The sequence below is a fragment of the Kitasatospora sp. NPDC096077 genome, assembly GCF_040303245.1.
GTDB lineage: Bacteria > Actinomycetota > Actinomycetes > Streptomycetales > Streptomycetaceae > Kitasatospora.
Genome location: NZ_JBEOSV010000109.1, coordinates 1 through 18,456 on the forward strand (window position 1 = coordinate 1; position 18,456 = coordinate 18,456).

The following is an 18,456-nucleotide window of genomic DNA, read 5'->3' on the forward strand; positions in this document are numbered from 1 at the left end:
CGGATCCCCCGGTGATCATGAAGCGTAGAGAACTCCATGATCGGGTGAGCCGTGCCTGCCTTGCTGCAACCACCTACTGGCGGACGCCCTAAGCGCCGGGACGGGCGCTCTCTCCCGCCGGACTGACGGGGGCTACGGCGAGATGAGCAAGATCAGCGACATGAAGGCTCCGGCCTCATGCGAAGGCTGCTTCGCCTGGGGACAGTTGCCCGGCCGGTTCTGCCGCGGCTGTTATACCTACGGCCAACAACACAGCGTCGGCCGGTGCTTGGGCTGTGCTCGCGAGGTCCCCGTGAACGGTCGGCACGGCTACTGTCGCCTCTGCCGGGCCCAGGCCACCTGGGCGATCAAGGCCAGTGGCAGGGCCTCGCTGCTGGAGCCCTACCTGCGACAGGTGTCCTGTCAGCAGCTGTTCTTCGCGAACCTGCAGCGGCCCCGCAACGGCGGCCCCCCGGTCGGCAAGCAGGGCCGCCGGGCCCTCAAGCGAGCCCCGGAGCCCGCACCGCCTCCCTGGCCGGCGGGCTGGGATCAGCTGTCGCTGTTCACGGTCCACCGCGACTACTGCCATTTCGACCGAGAACACCACGCCGACCTGGCCAACCCCTTCCTGGTCCGCGCTCGCCGGGCGGCCGATGCGTTCGGCGAGGTGCGAGGGTGGAGCCGCTGGGTGGCCAGCGACGTCGACCGGGCGCTGGTCATCGTCCTGTCCGGCCACGTCGAGGGCGAGTCGATCCGGTACTCCGAGATCTTCCCTGCACTGCGGGGCCGCGGCCTCTCGGTCAACCGGACCGCTGAAGTCCTCGACCAGCTGGGCCTGTTCACCGACGATCGCGTTCCGGCGGTCGACCGCTGGCTGGACCGCAAGCTCCACGTCGTCGCCCCGGGCATCCGCTGCGAGGTCGAGTCCTGGGCCCGAACCCTGCTCGACGGCGGGCCCAGGTCCGAGCCCCGCGCCCGGCAGACCGCATGGGCCTACCTCAACGAGATCCAGCCCGTACTTCTGGAGTGGTCCGACCACTACGACCACCTGCGGGAGATCACCCGCGAGGACGTCATCGCGGCCAGGGACGCCGCCAGCAGCAAACAGCGAGAGAACCGGGTCGTCGCGCTGCGGTCGCTATTCCGTCACGCGAAGAAGAACGGCCAGATCTTCCGCAACCCCACCCTGCGGATCCGAGTCCCGCGACAGAACCGCGGCGTCATCCAGTCGCTCCCCCAGACCGATATCGACCAGGCCGTCGCCACCGCCACCACCCCGGACATCCGGCTCATCATGGCCCTGGCCGCCGTCCACGCGGCACGGCCGAAGATGATCCGCACGATGCGGCTGGACGACGTCGACCTCGGCAACCGGCGCATCACCGTGGGCGGCCACGTCCGTCCACTCGACGACCTGACCCACCGGGTCCTGCTCGATTGGCTCGACTACCGCCGAACCCGCTGGCCGAACACCGCCAACCCCCACCTGCTGATCACTCAGCAGACCGCCGTCGAACTCGGCCCGGCCGGCGGGTTCTGGACCACCCGGGCCACCCGCAACCTCACCGCCACCCTCGAACGGCTCCGCATCGACCGCCAGCTCGAAGAAGCCCTCACCCACGGGCCCGACCCGCTCCACCTCGCCCTCGTCTTCGGCATCGACGAGAAGACCGCCATCCGCTACGCGGACTCGGCCCGGCGCCTCCTGGAAACCAGTGCCGAATCGCTGAACGCTGTGACAGCATCGGTGGATGATCAACGCTGAGGACCTGGTCGGCAGACGCCTGCTGAAGGTGACGACGTCCTGGCACCACTACCAGGAGACCGAGCCATCCCTCCTGCACATGTGGCTGCACATGGACGGCCTCGGCCCCGTACGCTTCCACACACCGGGCGACGGGTTGTCCCTGGAGATCGACCAGCCTCACGGCCCCTACGACATGGATGAATACGGCCACACCACGGTCGAGGACGACCTGCCCGACTTCCCCATGACCCGTTTCGTCGGCCAGCGGATCCTCGCCGCCCGAGAGATCCGCTACCAGCATGAGAACTACGACTTCGCCATCGGCATCACCCTGCAGTTCGAGACTGGGGCCATCCGCGTCCTCAACCTCGCGGACGAAATCGTCCTGGCCCACGACCAGCACCTGGGGCCGGTCGAGGAGCATCTCCGCGAGGCCATACCGCCCGCGAGCCAGCACGCCTGGCCGTGAGTCGGATCGAACTCACGGGTCGGTCCCCGCAGAGCACACCATCCGACCCTCGGGTTCCCACTGAAGAGCCTTCAGTTTCCCTGAACCCACGGGGCTCATGGCCCTGCGCTCGGGTAGCTACGGCAGAGAGACAAGTAGCTCAGAGTGACCGGTCTTGGCGGTCAGCTGATCGTGTTCACGCAGCATCCGCATGACCGTGGCGGGTGAGAGGTGCTGGCCCTTCTTCGCGCCTGTGGTGATGACGAGTCGTTTGGCGATGTCGCGCAGGCTCATCTCCCGATCGCGGAGGTGGAGGGCCATGGAGAGCATGGACTCGTCGGTGACGCCGGCGCCGCCGATGGTCTTGCCGCGCTTGCGGGCGGACTCGGCCCCAGCGTCCTAGCTCGGACAGGCCTTCGGGGAGGATCGGAACGGCCAGTAGCGGGAGCGGTCAGCTAGCGGTGACCTGGTTCGGGACGCGGCCGGAGGCCCGGAGCTCCTGCAGGTCGGGGATGTGGTTGTAGAGGGTGCCAGGACTGACGCCGAGGAGCTTGGCGATCGAGGTGATCGAGTTCTCGGGGTTGGGGAGCATGTCCCGGGCCGCCCGGATGATCTCGGCGGTAGCGACGGTGGGCCGGCCACCGACCCGGCCGCGGGCGCGGGCGGCGTCCAGGCCTTCCCGGGTGCCGGAGACGATCAGCTCGCGGATGAACTCGGCGAGCGCGGCGAAGACGTGGAAGACCAACCGGCCGCCAGGGGTGGTGGTGTCCAGGCGCTCGTGCAGCGAGCAGAAGCCGATCTCGCGGCGCCGCAGCTCGCCGACCATGTTCACCAGGTCCTTGAGGGAGCGGCCGTAACGGTCGAGTGCGGGGACCACCAGGGTGTCGCCCGGGGCGAGGAAGGTGTGGCAGGCCTTGAGTTCGGGGCGCAGGTCGTCCTTGCCGGACTTCTTGTCGGCGAAGATGCGCCGGCACCCGGCCTGGTTGAGGGCGTCGAGCTGGCGGTCGAGCTTCTGCCCGCCGGTGGAGACCCGGGCGTAGCCGATGAGGATCTCGGTGCGGTGGGCGGGTTCGGCGACCAGGAGGTCGAAGGCGTCGGGCTCGGGGGTGCTCACGCCCGGGATTCTGTCAGAAAACGGTGTCCGGGAGTTCTTGAACAGCCCTGGTTTTTGAAGGAGTTTTTGAAGGCCCCGAGGGGTCGTTGGACGGCCCTGCCGCGCCCCTTCAAGAAACGATGGTTTCTTGAAGGCCGAGCACCGATGCGGGCCCCGGCCACCATGATCAATCTCGGCGTTAACCGCTGTCCGCCTACTGCTCGGGGCCGAACTACCCGAGCCAGGGCCTTTACGTGGCCGAGGCGGGCGCCACCGTCAATCTGCTGGTCGCGCCCGCCCCGGCCGCGCTCGGCACGTCGTCAGACGCTGTAGTTACGCCCCGGTGGGGATCGCGACAAAGCCCGGCGGCCCCCAGGCGACGACGCTGCAGAAGGGGGGAAGGCCAAGGGGGTCGACGATGACGTAGCGGAAGCCCGCCGCCTTGCAGAGCGCCTTGGCCGTCTCGGTTGACGAGTCCGCGGCTGCGGCGGCGGGCCGGGCCGTCCCGGCGGTCGCTGCCTGGGCGGGCACGGCAGCGCTCAACGCCAACCCGGCGGCGAGCGACAGCGCGCCCACAACGGTGGTCACACGCATAGTCATGACGGTCCTTTCGGGACAGGGGAATTGACCACCCTTCATCCTTCCAGATTCTCAACTGCCCCAAGGGGGAATCTCAGCAGCGCGTACGCGAGGAAGACCCGCGAGTCGGTCCTCCAAGACGCTCAGCCCGATGCCGGCTGGGGTTCGCCGCCGTCGTCCTCCCCGGCCGCTGGTTCACGCAGCGGCCGGCGTCCGGCGTCCTGCGGACGGAGGAAGGCGTACCGGCCGAGGAAGTTGATGTGGTCGAACTGCAGCGGGGAGAGGCGGGCGAGGAGGTCGTCGGTGACGGGGAAGCCGTCGGCGGCGAGCTGCTTGGCCGCCCGGTCCAGGTAGAGGCTGTTCCAGAGCACCACCGAGTTCAGGGCCAGGCCGAGCGCGCCGAGCTGATCCTCCATGCCTTCGCGGTAGTGCTGCCGCAGCTCGCCGCGCTGGCCGAAGAAGATCCGGCGGGCGAGGCGGTGGCGGGCCTCGGTGATGTTCAGCTGCTTGCCAATCATCCGGCGGTAGCCGTCGTCAGAGATGAACTGCAGCATTCTGTGGAATCTGTGGTGTCAAGTTCCCGCGCATGATGGCGGCTCAAGCCACCGTGCTCTGCTCAGCGGGGGAACATGTCGGCGTAGGGATCCGGTTCGTTGGTGAAGGGGTCTCGGCCAGCTTTCCATCGGATCTGCTGCTCGCGCCAGTGAACGAATCTTGGAGAGGTCTCACCCCAGAGCGAGGTGTCGCTCAGGGGGCACGTGGCGAGGTCAGCGGCGAAGATCCGCAGGAGGAATCGGGCCATGCCGCAGTCGAACAGGGTCCAGCGCTCGGGGGTGTGTCGGCCGCAGACCAGGACCGGCCAGTGGTCGGGGTTGGGGTCAGTGGTGAGCCAGCAGAGGAGATCGGGCCCGGATGTCTGGCCCCAAGGGAGGATGTGAGCTGGGTCGAGGTCGGGGCGCCATTGGGCCGGGGTGTGCTCCCACGTCGCGCGGGCGCCCGGGATCTCGTCCTCGATGGCACCGGGATCCCATTGGATGCCGTCCTCGTGCAGGGGGAGGAGGACATTGAGCATGTCGTCAATGCCTCCACCGCCGTAGAGCGACATGAACGCCTTGTAGTCGTTGGGCAGTCGGCAGTCCAGTCGTTCCTCAACCGAGGGCCAGTCCAGGGCCTCGTCGACGCCGAAGGTCGGGGCCATGACCTGGGTCAGTGCTGCGATATCCGGATGCTCAGTCATGGGCCTCCCCTTCGAGTCGGTTGGCTCAACCTAGCGGCTTGGGCGGACAACACGGCTGGCGGGTGCTGTCTTGGGCCCGCGCATCGGTCTCAAGGAACGGTAGTGGTATGGCGCCGGGAGGCAGGCCGAGCTCGCGCGGAGTGAGTCCGGCCGGCGTCGGGACGTCAGCAAGCCGCTCAAGCAGATGGTCGAGGGCAGCTTGGCCGTCGTCCACGGCGGTGCGTTCGTCGTCGGTGAGCGGGATGCCGACCAGCATCTTCTGCAGGTTCTCCTTGGCCTCCAGCAGCTGGCCTTTGCTGGAGCCCTTGGGGGTGTAGAAGTCGCAGCGTGCGCAGGCCATGCGATGCGGGCACTGCTCAAAGAACGTGTAGGTGCAGTAGCCGTGGCCGAGGTCGTAGTGCTGCCAGGGCTCCCCGGAAGCGGCAGCGCCGGAGGCGACGGCGTCACGGTCGATGAGGACCTCGACCGTGCGGACGTTGCGGGCGAAGTAGCCGGCGTCGCCGTATGCCTTCGCCAACGTTGTCGGGGCGATCTTCGCGTAGTGCTGAGTGGTCTCCGGCGAGCGATGACCGAGCCACGCCTGCAGCTCAAACAGGGTCATGGGCTCCTTGGCGTTGTAGAGCTGCGTGGCGATCGTCGATCGTGCCCGGTGGCTGGTGATCTGGCCGAGCACGTCGGTGGTCGGAACGCCAGCCTTGCGGCAGAGCACCGGGATGACCGTGAGATTGATGTAGGCCTTGGCGACCGGCCGGGCCCGGTGGGCGAACAGGAAGTCGACGCGCTCAGCGGTCTTGCGGTCGAGCATCTGCGGCTGGACGGGCCGCACTGCCTGCCACGCTTCGACGGCCCGGCCCAGGATCGGGTCAACGGGTTTGGTGAACGCGGTGCCGGTCTTGTGAGTGGGGACGTCGAGCAGGCAGACGGCATCCTTCGCGAGCACGTCGCCGGGGCGTCCGGGGACTGCCACGTCCTCCCGTTGCCAGCGGACACAGCCGACCCGCAGCCGGGCGATCTCATCGCTTCGTTGCCCACTGAAGAGCCAGGTCAAGGTGATGGCCCGGATCAGCTCGATGGGATATGCCTGCCCTGACCGGGGCGGCACGTCGGCGGGCTCAAGGTTCAGTCCGGCCCACAGCAGCTTGGCCCACACATCGTCGGCTATCACTCGTGGTTTGGGGCCGATCAGTGCTTTGATGCTGCGTGGGGTGGACAACGCGATCGCGGGGTCGAAGCGGCGCGGGATCCACTCCCACTCCTGGCAGTCACGGAGGAACGTGCGCACGGCGTTGAGGTTGCTGGCTTTCGAGCGAGGAGACAGCGGCTCACCGAGCCGGTCCTCGACGATCACGCTGCGTTGGATGAACTCGCCGATCGTCATCCGGTCGACTCGGGCGACCCAGGTCGCGCACGTCGCCCTGGTCCAGTCCGCAGGTCCGGTGATCTCCGGCTGTTCGGCGGCCAACCACCTCCCGACCTTGGCCAGTTGACCGTGGTAGTTCTGCCGGACCCGCGAGGTGAGAGTGGAGGTCGCCTGCCACTTGTCGACCCATCTCATCCACTCCGGGCAAGCCCCCTCGATCTCGTGCGGCCGGCCTCCGTTGGGGCGTGGCGGCGCGTCCGCATGGCCGAGTGCGGCCACGGCGCGGTGGACGCCATAGAGAGGAGAGCGTCCCCAGCGCCCGATCGCAGGGTGGTCACGCAGGGACGTGAGCATTTCGGTGGACAGATCTTCCAGGCGCGGGCTGCGGTTGACCAGCAGTGTCTGCGCGATGGTGGTGTGGAGCTTGTCGCAGTCCCTTCTGGCTGTCTGATAGCCCCAGCCGTCCAGCACGGCCATGATCTGCCTGAGGGTGGAGTCGACTGCGGAACGGCCGAACACTCTCCCGGCCACGGACAGGCGCTTGAACTTGCCGAGGAGGTGGAAGTCGGTGAATCCAGTCAGCAGGTAGGCGTAGGCGGCCAGGTAGGGCCGGGTCGTGCCGTCTATCCATCCGGGCCAGAGCCGGGTGAAGGCCTTCGCGTCGGCCCCGATCAGTTCCGCCCATGCCTGCGGCGTCCACTCCCAGAACGCGGTCTCGGTCCGCGCACAGGTCCAAAGGATCAGGCCAATCCCATCGTCCGCGCTCCGTCTGTGCAGCCGCTCGTCGGGAACGTCCAACACGTCGCGGGCGTCGTCGAGCGGACGCAGCAGCCGTCCGATACGCCGCCAGGCGATGCTCTCCCGCTGGTAGCCGCGCTGGCGGCGCACATCCCAGCCCAGCGAACGTAGGGCTTCCGCCTCGGCACTGGTCAGCGGTGAACGGTTGTAGGGCTCCAGATCGATGGGCCACGTCCACGTGGACCGCGCAGTGTCGGCCACAGCGGCGAATGTGGCCGCCGCCCGGTTCACTGCAGTCCCGCCGGCGCCGGGTCCGCGCCGAGCGCGGCCAGCTGTTCGACACGCCAGGCGTGAATCTGGTCCATACCGCGCTGCAGCTTCTCCGCGAGATCACGGCCGGACAGATGGATGTACTGCATCGTCGACTCGGTTGAGCGGTGACCTGCGAATGTCGCGATCGCGTGCAGCTCCCAGCCCATGCGAGCCAGGTCGGTCAGACACAGGTGACGGGTCGTGTGAGTGGCGAACCGAGGCAGATCCGCGGCCAGAGCGAGTCGGCGAACCACCTTCGACCAGGTCCACAACGTCAAAGGCTGGGCGTGGTTGCGCCGGGACTCCGACAGGAACAGTGGCCCGCGGGCCCGGCTGATCGTGGCCCGATGCGCCAGGTAGCCGGACAGCAGGACCCCGGTCGCGGCGGAGTACGGCACGACGCGCTCCAGCCGGTTCTTCGTCGTCTCAGCCCGCACCCGCAACGTCCGGCGCCCTGGATCGAGGTCGTCGGTCCGCAGCGAGCACAGTTCCTCGCGACGCAGGGCCGCGTCGTAGGCCAGCGCGAGCATCACGCGGTTGCGCACCGGCTCGTCGCGAGCGACGTTCAGAACATCCATCCACTGCTGGTCGCTAGGAATCCACGGGAGCTTGGTCAGCCGCGGCACCAGACCGCGCTGGTGGCCGCCGAACCGGCTGCCGGGCGTGTACTTTCCCCGGCCGACCGGGTTGGACTCGCGCAGCCCCTCCTCGATGAGGAAGTCGTAGAACAGCCGTACAGGCACAAGCCGCTGCTGCAGCGTCGAGTTCGCCAGCCCCGCCCCCGAGTCAATCGACACGATGTTGGCACCGCGTTTACTCGGCCGGGTCGACAACTCCCGCACATACTTCGCCAGATGCGCGCGATTGGCCCCGAGCGGGTCGACGGCGTCGCGATCGCAGACCTCCAGGTACTCGGCCAGCCCTCGGGCGTACGCGTCGATCGTCCGCGGTGCCCGCCCAAGATCGGTCCATATCTGCAACCACTCGGCAGCCCGGTCGTGCCGCCCGATGACGGGCCACTTCTCCAGCACCTGCGTGCTCAACAACGCTCCTCAGTCCGTGGTGAGGTCGGGGACGGAGATGATCCTCCCCGACCAGATTCCACGTAACTAATAGGTGCAGGGTCTTGAAGATCCGCCCGTAGTGGGCGAAGGCGTCACCAAGGCCGGTCGGCCGGCCGTCCCGGGAGAGCATGCGGATCAGGTCGTGGCCGCGGACCTCGCCGAGCGTCAGGGAGCCGGCCACGCGCAGCATGTCTCCCCAGTGCGCGCGGATGCGATCCAGGCGCACCGTGTGGCGGGAGATCTCCTGCAGCGGCCCGTAGTCGGCGCTGGCGTGGGTGCGCCACAGGCGGGCGTCGGAGATGTCGGCGATCCGCGGCGAGAACTGGTAGCCGAGAATCGCGAACAGGCCGAAGACGATGTCGCTGTAGCTCGCGGTGTCGGTGACGACGGTCTCCGGCTTCGGTCCGCCGTCGCGGCCCAGCAGCGCGTCCAGGATGAACAGCGAGTCGCGCAGCGTGCCGGGCACCACCACCCCGCCCAGGCCCATCACCTGGTCGTTGACCACGTTCAACCAGGTCGCGCCCTTCTTCCGAAGGCCGAAGTACAGCGGGCTGTAGCCTGCGTGCAGGGTCTGCACCGGCACCGTGAAGCGCACTCCGTCCGCGGAGGCGACCAGCCCGCCACCCCAGGCCCGGACGACGTCGACCTTGGCCTGCGCCGCGATGAGCATCCCGTTCGCGGCGGAGATCGTCTCGGACCGCAGGTAGCCCTGGTCGACCTGGACCAGGCGGGCCCGGGTCAGCGCGGGCACGTTCGGCTTGGCGACCGGGACCAGGCCGACGTTGCAGGCCTCCGCCAGCAGCAGCGCGCACACGCTGACCTCGAAGTCGTCCATGTGCGCATCGGCGCCGGAGATGTGGGTGAACGCCGACGTCATGCCGGTCAGCTCGGCGACCTCCAGCAGCAGCTCGGGGAAGTCGACCTTCGGGAGCATGCTGTTGGCCAGCTGCCGAAAGGCGGGCATCAGGTTCGGCTCGGGGGCGGGGCCGAGCCGGTCCAGCTGCAGCTTGCCGTCCTTCACGCTCACCGCGGTGTTCGTCGGCAGCCCGGCGACGACCTGGTGGTAGGCGCCGTGCAGCGCTCCGGCGAGTTCGGCCAGGTGCGCGGCCGGCTCCGTCTCCAGCCCGAGCGCCCTCAGCACGGTCGCCTCGGCGCTCTCCCAGCGGTCGCCGGCCAGCAGCTTGGCGCGCGGGTCGCCCCACCGGTCCCCGTCGCGCGCGTAGACGTCCCTTCGGCGCAGCGCGCGGTGCAGGTGCTCCAGCACGCAGAACGAGTACGCCGCCTTCTCCACGCAGCCCGCCTCGACGTCCGGGTTGGCGAACACCAGGCGCCGCCACGAGCCGGTCACCAGCGCCTGGTCCACCTCGGACGCGGCGACCTTGCGCCGGCCGACCAGGTGCGGCAGCTGCTTGAGCGCCTTCACGACCGGCGCCCCGGCCGCCACCGCACCGAAGTCCACCGTGTCCACCAGCAGCCGGATGAAGCCGCGCACCGTGCCGTACCGGGAGGCGAGCGCGGCCCGCCACTCCGCGTCCTCGTCCCCGTCGCCGTCCGGCACGCACTCCGCGATGGTGGCCAGCGCCTCGGCGAGCTTGGCGCGCGGCACCACCTTCTCGATCGCCTCCCAGGCGTCCAGCACCGAGACCGCCTCACCGTCGACTGTGGCCGGCGCGGTATCCAGCAGCACCTCCACCGCCCTGGCCACCCGCCCGGCCGCCTTCCTCAGCTTCGGCAGCGACTTGAGCTTCTCCTCCCGCCCGACCCGCTCGGCCCGGCCGAGCAGCCGGCTGCCCATCAGCACGTCGAGCAGGTCCAGGGCGTCGTCCACCGACGCGGTCTCCAGGTGCCGCACCGTGGCCAGCATCGTCGCGGTCTTCCGCGTCTCCTCCAGGTCCCGCAGCGTCGGCGCCTTCGACCCCAGCCCGTACCGGGCCAGCGCCGCCATCCGCGCCGGCGGCACCCCGCCGGTGTCCACCAAGCCCGCCCCCAGCGCCCGCACCTCCCTCGCCCGGTCCAACGCCTCGCGCATCGCCGTCCCCGACACCCGCACCGGCCCACTGCGCAGCCGCTCCAGCTCCGAGACCCGCTTCCCGTGCGGCACCTTCAGCAGCTCGCGCATCGCCTGCCGCAGCTCGCCCGGCACCGCCGCATCCAGCGTCCGGTACAGCTCGGCCATCTCCTGGGCCCGCGTCTCGGCGACCAGCCGGGTCAGCGTCGTGATCCCCGGCAGCAGCACCCGGTTGTCCACCAGCCACACCACCGCCCGGTCGAACAGCGCCCGCGGCCCCTCCACCGACGCCCACACCCGCGCCGCCAGGAACGCCCGCACCTCCGACTCGGCCTCGCCGAACTCCCGGTAGCCGAAGGCGTCCCGAATCTCCCAGGCGTGCTCGTACCGGTTCTGCTTCCGCGCCCCGTACCCGGCCCACTCCGCCGGATCGACCCCGAGCTGCTCGGCCGCGAAGCGGACCACCACGGCCGGCACCACCGCCAGGTCCTCGGTCGGGAAGACCCCGAGCATCCGCACCGAGCCCCACAGCACCGCGAAGCCGAGCCGGTTGGCCGGCGACCGCTTCGAGCGGGCCGCCTCCAGCCCCAGCGCGTCCAGGCGGAAGAACTGCTCCAGCTCGCCGGGCCTCGGCTCGGCCGCGAACCGGCCGTAGCGGGAGACCTGATCGTCAGACAGGAAATCAACTGGCATGCCCCGGAACGTATGGCCGCTGACCAGTGCAGATGGGCGGAGTCACCGAACCGGAACCAAGATCGGCCCGTTGTCGCTACTGGCCGTTCCGATCCTCCTCACGGGCCGGACATGAGCCGCAAGGTAGCGGGGTGATCACGTGCCCGCCGTCGTGGCGGCCTGTTCGTCGTGTTCGCGCAGCATCCGCATGACGGTGGCGGGTGAGGGGTGCTGGCCTTTCTTCGCGCCGGTGGTGATGACGAGACGCTTGGCGATGTCGCGCAGGCTCATCTCCCGGCCGCGCAGGTGGAGGGCCATGGAGAGCATGGACTCGTCGGTGACGCCGGCGCCGCCGATGGTCTTGCCGCGCCGGCGGGCGGACTCGTGGCCTTCGAGGGTGCGGTCGCGGATGTACTCGCGTTCCATGCCGGACATGGCCGCGAGCACGGTGAACACGATGCCGGAGGGATCGTGTGAGCCCTTCAGCTCGCCGGTGAGGAACTCCAGGCCGACGTCGCTCGCCTTCAGCTGTTCGGCGAGCGTGGCCAGTTCGATGCCGCGGCCGAGCCGCTTGTGCTCGTGGACGACGATGGTCACGGCGACGCCGGAGGAGCGGATCTCCCCGGCGAGCTTCACGGCGGTCTCCAGCTCGGGGCGCTTGGTGGCGCGGGTGGAGATCTTCTCGGAGAAGATCCGGGTGACCCCGGCCTCGGCGAGGGAGTCGAGCTGCGCGTCGAGGGACTGCCGGGCGGTCGAGGCACGGGCGTACCCGAGGCGGACATGCCCGACCGGTTCGGTGCCGGCGCCCACCGGCCGGGACAGCTCGGTCCACGCCGACCCCGGCTTCCGTACGGCCGGGGTCGGCACGTTCAGCGCCTTGGCGAGCTGGGGCACGAGGCGGAAGCGGGCGGTGTGGTACTGGATCGCCACCTTGCCCTTGCCGGTCCGGCACGGCGAGCCCGCGGGGGCCGCACAGGCGGACATCGGGCAGTTGTGCGATTCCACGCGCTTGAAGTCGTCGCTCCCAGTCCTGGACTGTTTCATGAGGGTGTTTCAGGTGTCCAGCTGTTTGCAACAACTCGTGAAACATGATCAGCGCAGGTGGACGTCCCGCCGAGCCGCTGTTTCACAGGCGACCGCCTATGAAACACTCCTATCGTCCCGCCGGCGGGCCGCGGCTCGCTATTACAGCCAAACGGGTCCGGTGAGCAGCCAGCACCACGTCCAGCAGTACAGCTGGTAGGTGAAGCGGTCGGAGCGGGGTGTGCGCAGGAAGAGGACTCTGAGCGCGGTGCAGGTGGATGCCGCGGCGAAGACCAGCTCCCAGGCGATGGCCGTTGCGAAGTGCGGGGGATGTTCGACGAGCAGCAGGTGCGCGGGTAGGGGCAGGAGGAGGAGCCCCGCCGCCAGGAGCAGCCGGGTCCGCTGGCTGCCCAGGATCATCGGCAGGGTGCGTCGCCCTGTGACGGTGTCGCCGACGATGTCGCGCAGGTCCTGGATGAAGACCAGGCTCCAGTAACAGGTGGCGGCGGTGATCCAATGCCATCCTGTGGGCGGGATGGGCCCGATCATCCGCCAGGCCGCGGCGGTCTGGGTGAGGGCTCCGAGGATGGTGTGCAGGTTCTTGGTGAGCCAGTACCGGTCGGTCCCGAGGTAGTTGTGCGCGATGACCAGGGCGGTCCACATGAGTGCCCACCAGAACACCCCGAAGAGCCACCCGGAGCCGAGGAACAGGACAGTGGCGACGCAGAACCTGCGGTGCGCTCCTGCGGGTGAGACTGTTCCGGACGGGATCGGCCGCCATGGCTTGTTGGCCTGGTCCTCGGCGTGGCCGGTGGCCTGGTTGGAGAGCGTGTGGACCGAGAGGAACAGCCAGAAGTACACCAGGGCACGGGCGAAGGCCCAGGGCAGGTCACCGAGGAGCTGCGCGTGTGCGGACCAGGCGGCCCAGGTGACGATGAGTCCGGGGATGGTGCCGGCTGACAGGTCGTCGCGGTTGAATCGCCAGCTCACGGTCAGTTCGAAGGCCGCCCGTTGCAGGGGGTGGAGCCGGGCGGTTGGCGCGGTGACGGCGGTCGCGGTGTCCTGCTGTGCGCAGGGGTCGGTCCCGGACATGGACTACCTCGGCGGTGGTGCGATGACCGTGACGGCGAGATTCCTCGGGTACAGGACGGCGTGCGCCGTCTCCCGTGCTCGGCGTCCTGGTACCGGTTCGATCAGCCAGCGGCGTAGCAGGGTCGTCAGCACGATGTGCAGTTCGGCGATCGCGAAGGAGTCGCCGATGCACTGCCGATTGCCAGCGGAGAAGGGGATGTAGGCGCAGCGGGGCAGCGTGTCGGTGCGTCCGTCCAGCCAGCGGTCGGGGTCGAAGCGGTCCGGGTCGGGGTAGAGGAGCGGGTCGCGGTGGAGGGTGGTGGGGCTGTAGAGGATCTCCGCCTGGGCCGGGATGGCCACGCCGTCGAGGACGACGGGGCCGGTGGTGCGGCGCATGAGCAGCCAGGTGGGGTGGAAGGCTCGCAGGATCTCGTTGATGAAGGCGCCGGTGAGGCGGAGCCGTTCGAGGTCGCTGTAGGCGATCGGCCTGTCGCCGAGCACGTCGTCGGCCTCTGCACGCAGCTGGTTGGTGAGCTCGGGGCGGGTGGTGAGGATGTGGCAGGCCCAGGCCAGGGTGGTTGCGGCGGTTTCGACCCCTGCGGTGAAGATGGTGATGATCTCGTCGCGGAGTTCCTCCTCGCTCATGGGCAGGCCGTCGGTGTCCCGTGCGGACAGCAGCAGCGAGACGAGGTCGGCCTGATCGGTGCCCTCCGCCTGGTGGCTGCGGATCAGCTCCTGCGTGGTCTCGCGCAGTTCAGCGCACAGGGTGTCGAATCGCCGGTTCGCGGGGAGCGGGATGCGGTAGAGGAAGTCGGCCGGTGCCAGGGTCCGCCAGGCGACACCGGTGGTGATCACCGGGAGTGCCCTGGCCACCACGGCTGCCATCCGAGTCGCCGCCTGGGATGTGAACAGGGTGTGGCTGATCAGCTGGGTTGCGGTCTCGCGCATGCGGTGGTCGGCCGTGAAGGGCGTGTCCGGGGCCCATGCCCCGATGTGTTTGGCTGCGAGCGCGCTCATGCGGTCGAAGTACTCGGTGATCCGCTGCTTGTGGAATGCGGGTTGGATCATCCGGCGCTGGCGCCGGTGGAACGGGCCGTTCGAGGACAGGATGCCGTTGCCGAAGAACGGCCGGGTGCGGTCGAAGAGCATCCCCTTGGTGAACGTGCCCGATGGCGCGAGCAGCATCTGCTGCAGGGCCGCGGGCGAGTTCAGGACGTACACCTCACGCGGGCCGATGAGGATCTTGACCACGGGGCCGTGGGCGCGCAGGGCCTGGACGTACCCGAGGCGCTTCGGGTGCGCGAGGCGCAGGGCATGGCCCAGCAGGGGAATGTACCCCGGAGCGGTGGGCGCGGTCTGGGGGATCGTCGTCATCGCGGCCTCTTGGTTCACGCAGGTCGATGCACGGTGCAGTCTGCACGTTCGGGCCCCATTCATGGGGCCGAAGAGCCTGGCCTTGTGGCGATGTCCGCGTTCTGGAAGAACCTGTCCAGTGAGCGGCCTATATCGGTCGGATTGAGACCGGATCGGAACGTTGTCCGGGCACCATGACGGGCGCCGAGAAGAGGTCGAGGCGGGAGCTCATGTCCAGCTCGAACCGCCCGTACGGGTTCACGTGGGTCCAGAACAGCGGGGACAGACCGCGCCGGTCGGCGTCGGTGAGCTGCTCGGCCCACTTCGGCTCGGCCAGGACCTGCTGGATCAGCAAGGTGTTGACGTGGACCAGGGCGGACTGGAGCAGGTGCAGCGCGAGCATGCTGACCTCCATGCTCTCCCGGTCCTCGCCGGTCAGGTCGCCGTCCTTGCCGTAGAACAAGTCCTTGTTCGCCGAGTTCCAGTTCTCCACTACCTGCAGCCCCTCGTTGATCTCCCGGCGAAGGCCCTCGTCCGCGAGGTAGTCGCAGATGAACGCCGTGCGCACCGCACGCCCCAACTCCTCGATGGCCAGGAACGTCGGGTGCTTGGGGCCACCGCGGGTGAAGCGCCGCAGCACCTGCTCGGCCTCCGCGGTGCCGAGTCGCAGCGCGGTGGTGTACTTCACGATCTGGTCGTACTGCTGGGCGATCAGGCCCCAGTTGATGGTGCGGCTCTTGGGGGTGAGCACCGGGGCAAGCGTCGGCCACTCGCCGTCCTCGTCGGTGCCGGGCCGGTACAGGGTGGCTCGGCCGATGTTCTTGAGCCGGGGCAGCAGCTTGAAGTCGAGCATGTGCGCGAAGGCGAACCCGACGATGGACGCGCCGTGAGTGTCGGTGTACTGGCGGTCTACCTCGGTGTCGGTGCAGTGCCGCAGCACGCCCTCGATCATCGAGGCGACCTCGGAGGCCGAGCAGTGCTTGAGCTGGGAGTAGATGCACACCGACTTCCGCTCGACATGCCAGTAGATCATCACCCCGGGCCCGCGGTAGCGCTGGTGCCACTCGGTCATCAGGTTGCTGGACCAGGCACCGAACTTGCGACTGTCGGACGCGCACGCCGTCCCCGAGCCCCACCAGCCCTCGTCCCGGGCGGCGAAGGTGGCGTTGACCAGCTTCACCACCGCGGCCCGCATGTTGGCCCGGTTCAGGAACAGGTGCCGCACCCGGCGCAAAGTGGCCTCGGACTCGCCGTGCTTGCCGGTCACCGCCACGCGCTTGATGCCCATGTTGGTGCCCAGGGCGAACAGCACCAGCAGCAGCCGGCGCCGCAGCTTGTCCTGGGGCAGGTTCTGGCGGGTGGCCACCGAGGAGAACTCCTCGGTGAAGCCCACGTCGAACTCGGCGTACTTGAGCATGTCCAGCAGGTCGATCAGGCCCCAGCGACGCTCGATCTCGGCCTTCACCGCCGTCAGGTTCTGCGGCTCCTCCTGTTTGTCCAGGGGCGGGACCTTGATCCACGGCTCGCCGCGCCGGGTGGTGACCGCCACCCCGCCGGCCGTGCCGTCCGCCAGTGCCTGCTCCAGGCGGTCCAGGGCCTCGCGGTGGCGCTTCTGCAGGGCGGCGATGAACTCGGCCGGGTCCTGCGGATGCCCCAGCGCGTCGTAGTGCACGTCGCGGTTGTCCTCGAAGTCCGCCGGCAGGTCGTCCTCCGGGTTGCGCCACCTGCCCGCGCCCACTACCCAGATCTCCCGGCGCCGCAGCGCGTCCCGCAGCGAGACCAGCACGCACAGCTCGTACGGAATCCGCTCCACCCGACCCTTGTCGTCCACCACCGCCGCCCGCCACTGCGGCTGCACCACCCCCTCCAGCGGCACCGTCTCCGCCGGGTCGAAGAACGCCCCCTCCTTGAGCGGCTGGTCCAGGTAGCGCTCCAGCAGCTCGATCGCGTCCATCACCGGCCGATGCGCGTCGTTGTTGCTCCTGAGCGTCAGCGCCTTCAGCAGCGGCTTGAGCATCCGCCGCCAGTGCGCCGAGTACGACGAGCGCAGCACGGTCCGCACCCTCGCCTGGTACTGGCGCTCGTTCGCCGCGGCCTCGGCCGCCAGCGCCTTGAGCGTTCTCTCCCCGCCCATCACCGGGTAGATCACCCGCCGCACCGTCCCGGCCGGCTGCGCGAGCGCGGCCTCCGCGACCCGCAGCAGCATCGCGTCCTTGCCCCGGACCTTCTTCAACTCGTTGGTGAACTCCTTGTCCACCTTCTTCTCCGCCCGGGTGTTGATCCGCAGCACCAGCTGGGTGAACAGGTCCACCAGCGAGTCGGTGATCTCCGCCTCCCGCACGTGGCACAGCGTGGCCAGCAGCGTCCAGCGCACCTCCGGCTTCATCCGCGGCGGCAGCAGGTCGGCCGGGTACTCCTTCGAGGCCCGCGCCCGCCAGGACTCCACCAGCTTCTCCGACACGTCCGCGAACAGGTCCGCGGGCAGAGCGAGCCGACGTACCCGCTCCAGCTTGTTGATCTCCGCGAACAGGCTGTCCAGCCCCGGCGCCCCCGGATCGGCCTTGAGCTCGGCGAAGAACGCCCGGCCCCCGCCCGCCGACGCCGCCTCCGCGCCGCCGTCCCCGCTCTCCTCGTGATCGCCCGTCACCAGCTCGTCCAGCCGCGCCCGGGTCAGCTGCGACAACCGGCCAACCGTCCGCCGGCAGAACTGCGCCTCGAAGTCCTTCACCGCGCTCGCCACGAGCCGACGCACCTGGCCTGGCGCCGGCGGCTCGATCCGCTCGTTGCGGCACCGGGCCACCACCGCCTCCACCAGCCGCTCGCGCGACAGCTCCACCGGACACAGCTCCATGGCCAGCCACTGCGCCAGCTTCGCCTGGTCGTCCTCGGTAGTGGGCCGGAAACCGTAGACCGAGCGGATCTCCACCCGGTGCCGCTGGATCGCCTTGCCCAACCAGTCGTAGGACCCCCACTCATCCACCGACACCTTCACCTGCTGCGCCACGTACCCAACCACCGCGTCCGGCACCTCCCCGGGCCCCTCCGGGAACCGCGCCTCCACCTCGAAGAACTTCAGCAGCAGCGCGAACCCGAGGCGGTTCGCGCCGGACTTGTTCCGCAGCCGCTTCATGTCCTCCTCCAGCAGCGTCCAGACGGAGATCAGTTCCTCCGGCTCCCACTCCTGTCGCACGACCAGGCACTTCCCCTCGGCATCGAGCACTCCGACGTGATCAAGATGCCGACACCCAGCCGGACCGGGACGAGAACACCGAAACCCGGGACAACACGCCGTCACATCGGCTACGCAGAGCTACTTGTCTCTCTGCCGTAGCTACCCGAGCACAGGGCCCTGGATGGACGGACCAGGGACCCGGCGAATCCCCGTGACCGGGTAGGTCCTCGTGCGGCTGATCACGTCAAAACGGGCGGGCAACCTGGGTTGTTCTTGCTTTGTGGTCGTGTCGCTTTGAGGTCAGCAGACCTGCCGGGGATGGCGTTTGTCCGCTGCACTGTGCTGTGTAGCGTGACAGGGTCGCAGAATGGAATATGTGTTCTATTCCTCTCAGAGGGTGTTCGGTAGGAGATTCCCCCCAACTGTCCGGCTTTGATTGCTGCGGCACGGACTCGGTTCCAGGGTCTCGTGGCGGCCGGGTCTGTGTCCGCGATATTGATCAAGCGTGACGGAACGACGCAGGTATCCCTCGGACCTGAAGGACGATCAGTGGGAGCTCATCGAGCCCATGCTGGTGGAGTGGCGACGCACCCGCGTCGA

The 18,456-nt window shown here is 69.0% G+C and carries 13 protein-coding genes and 1 pseudogene; 2 read left to right on the plus strand and 12 right to left on the minus strand.

All coding sequences use genetic code 11. From position 1 onward, the window contains the following. Positions 1-142 precede the first annotated feature (142 nt). Both ABTZ03_RS42485 and ABTZ03_RS42490 read left to right on the plus strand, forming a co-directional pair. Positions 143-1,744, plus strand: a complete 1,602-nt coding sequence (locus ABTZ03_RS42485; protein ID WP_350518629.1) for a tyrosine-type recombinase/integrase — start codon at positions 143-145, stop codon at positions 1,742-1,744. Next, positions 1,731-2,195, plus strand: a complete 465-nt coding sequence (locus tag ABTZ03_RS42490; RefSeq protein WP_350518630.1) for a hypothetical protein — start codon at positions 1,731-1,733, stop codon at positions 2,193-2,195. The genes ABTZ03_RS42485 and ABTZ03_RS42490 overlap by 14 nt, the downstream gene beginning before the upstream one ends. A 117-nt stretch (positions 2,196-2,312) precedes the next feature. Here the strand turns inward: ABTZ03_RS42490 and ABTZ03_RS42495 are convergent, their stop codons facing one another. From ABTZ03_RS42495 to ABTZ03_RS42550, 12 genes and pseudogenes are all read right to left on the minus strand, one after another. Continuing rightward, a complete protein-coding gene (locus tag ABTZ03_RS42495) occupies positions 2,313-2,504 on the minus strand; it encodes a hypothetical protein (RefSeq protein WP_350518631.1) in 192 nt (63 codons plus the stop codon). Between the two features lie 121 nt (positions 2,505-2,625). Continuing rightward, positions 2,626-3,288, minus strand: a complete 663-nt coding sequence (locus ABTZ03_RS42500; RefSeq protein WP_350518632.1) for a recombinase family protein — start codon at positions 3,286-3,288, stop codon at positions 2,626-2,628. 312 nt (positions 3,289-3,600) lie between these two features. Next, positions 3,601-3,867 (minus strand): hypothetical protein, encoded by a 267-nt coding sequence (locus ABTZ03_RS42505; RefSeq protein ID WP_350518633.1) that lies wholly within the window; start codon positions 3,865-3,867, stop codon positions 3,601-3,603. 122 nt (positions 3,868-3,989) lie between these two features. Then, on the minus strand, positions 3,990-4,400 hold the full coding sequence (locus ABTZ03_RS42510; protein ID WP_350518634.1) for a Tn3 family transposase: 411 nt from the start codon (positions 4,398-4,400) through the stop codon (positions 3,990-3,992). A gap of 62 nt (positions 4,401-4,462) precedes the next feature. Beyond that, positions 4,463-5,083, minus strand: coding sequence for an SMI1/KNR4 family protein (locus ABTZ03_RS42515; RefSeq protein WP_350518635.1), 621 nt, complete (start codon positions 5,081-5,083; stop codon positions 4,463-4,465). Positions 5,084-5,108: 25 nt separating this feature from the next. Further along, positions 5,109-7,442, minus strand: coding sequence for a tyrosine-type recombinase/integrase (locus ABTZ03_RS42520; protein ID WP_350518636.1), 2,334 nt, complete (start codon positions 7,440-7,442; stop codon positions 5,109-5,111). A 26-nt stretch (positions 7,443-7,468) separates the two neighbouring features. Continuing rightward, the gene (locus ABTZ03_RS42525; RefSeq protein WP_350518637.1) at positions 7,469-8,536 is read right to left on the minus strand and encodes a tyrosine-type recombinase/integrase; all 1,068 of its coding nucleotides are present in this window, start codon (positions 8,534-8,536) and stop codon (positions 7,469-7,471) included. 79 nt (positions 8,537-8,615) lie between these two features. Further along, positions 8,616-11,258 (minus strand): annotated as a pseudogene (locus ABTZ03_RS42530) (Tn3 family transposase); the annotation flags it as partial. Between the two features lie 135 nt (positions 11,259-11,393). Then, complete coding sequence (locus tag ABTZ03_RS42535) at positions 11,394-12,281, minus strand: recombinase family protein (protein ID WP_502894768.1); 888 nt, start codon at positions 12,279-12,281, stop codon at positions 11,394-11,396. Positions 12,282-12,422: 141 nt separating this feature from the next. Then, a complete protein-coding gene (locus ABTZ03_RS42540) occupies positions 12,423-13,352 on the minus strand; it encodes a UbiA family prenyltransferase (RefSeq protein ID WP_350518639.1) in 930 nt (309 codons plus the stop codon). A gap of 3 nt (positions 13,353-13,355) precedes the next feature. Continuing rightward, positions 13,356-14,705 carry a cytochrome P450 gene (locus ABTZ03_RS42545; RefSeq protein ID WP_350518640.1) on the minus strand — a complete coding sequence of 450 codons (1,350 nt, stop codon included), beginning with the start codon at positions 14,703-14,705 and terminating at the stop codon, positions 13,356-13,358. 127 nt (positions 14,706-14,832) lie between these two features. After that, entirely contained in the window at positions 14,833-17,904 is a 3,072-nt protein-coding gene (locus ABTZ03_RS42550) for a Tn3 family transposase (protein ID WP_350518641.1), read from the minus strand. Positions 17,905-18,456: the final 552 nt, after the last annotated feature.

What these genes read in the sequence shown, in the direction of transcription:
- ABTZ03_RS42485 (WP_350518629.1), top strand. Translation starts at nt 143, where the DNA reads ATGAGCAAGATCAGCGACATGAAGGCTCCGGCCTCATGCGAAGGCTGC.
- ABTZ03_RS42490 (WP_350518630.1), top strand. Translation starts at nt 1,731, where the DNA reads ATGATCAACGCTGAGGACCTGGTCGGCAGACGCCTGCTGAAGGTGACG.
- ABTZ03_RS42495 (WP_350518631.1), bottom strand. Translation starts at nt 2,504, where the DNA reads ATGCTCTCCATGGCCCTCCACCTCCGCGATCGGGAGATGAGCCTGCGC.
- ABTZ03_RS42505 (WP_350518633.1), bottom strand. Translation starts at nt 3,867, where the DNA reads ATGACTATGCGTGTGACCACCGTTGTGGGCGCGCTGTCGCTCGCCGCC.
- ABTZ03_RS42510 (WP_350518634.1), bottom strand. Translation starts at nt 4,400, where the DNA reads ATGCTGCAGTTCATCTCTGACGACGGCTACCGCCGGATGATTGGCAAG.
- ABTZ03_RS42515 (WP_350518635.1), bottom strand. Translation starts at nt 5,083, where the DNA reads ATGACTGAGCATCCGGATATCGCAGCACTGACCCAGGTCATGGCCCCG.
- ABTZ03_RS42535 (WP_502894768.1), bottom strand. Translation starts at nt 12,281, where the DNA reads ATGAAACAGTCCAGGACTGGGAGCGACGACTTCAAGCGCGTGGAATCG.
- ABTZ03_RS42540 (WP_350518639.1), bottom strand. Translation starts at nt 13,352, where the DNA reads ATGTCCGGGACCGACCCCTGCGCACAGCAGGACACCGCGACCGCCGTC.
- ABTZ03_RS42545 (WP_350518640.1), bottom strand. Translation starts at nt 14,705, where the DNA reads ATGACGACGATCCCCCAGACCGCGCCCACCGCTCCGGGGTACATTCCC.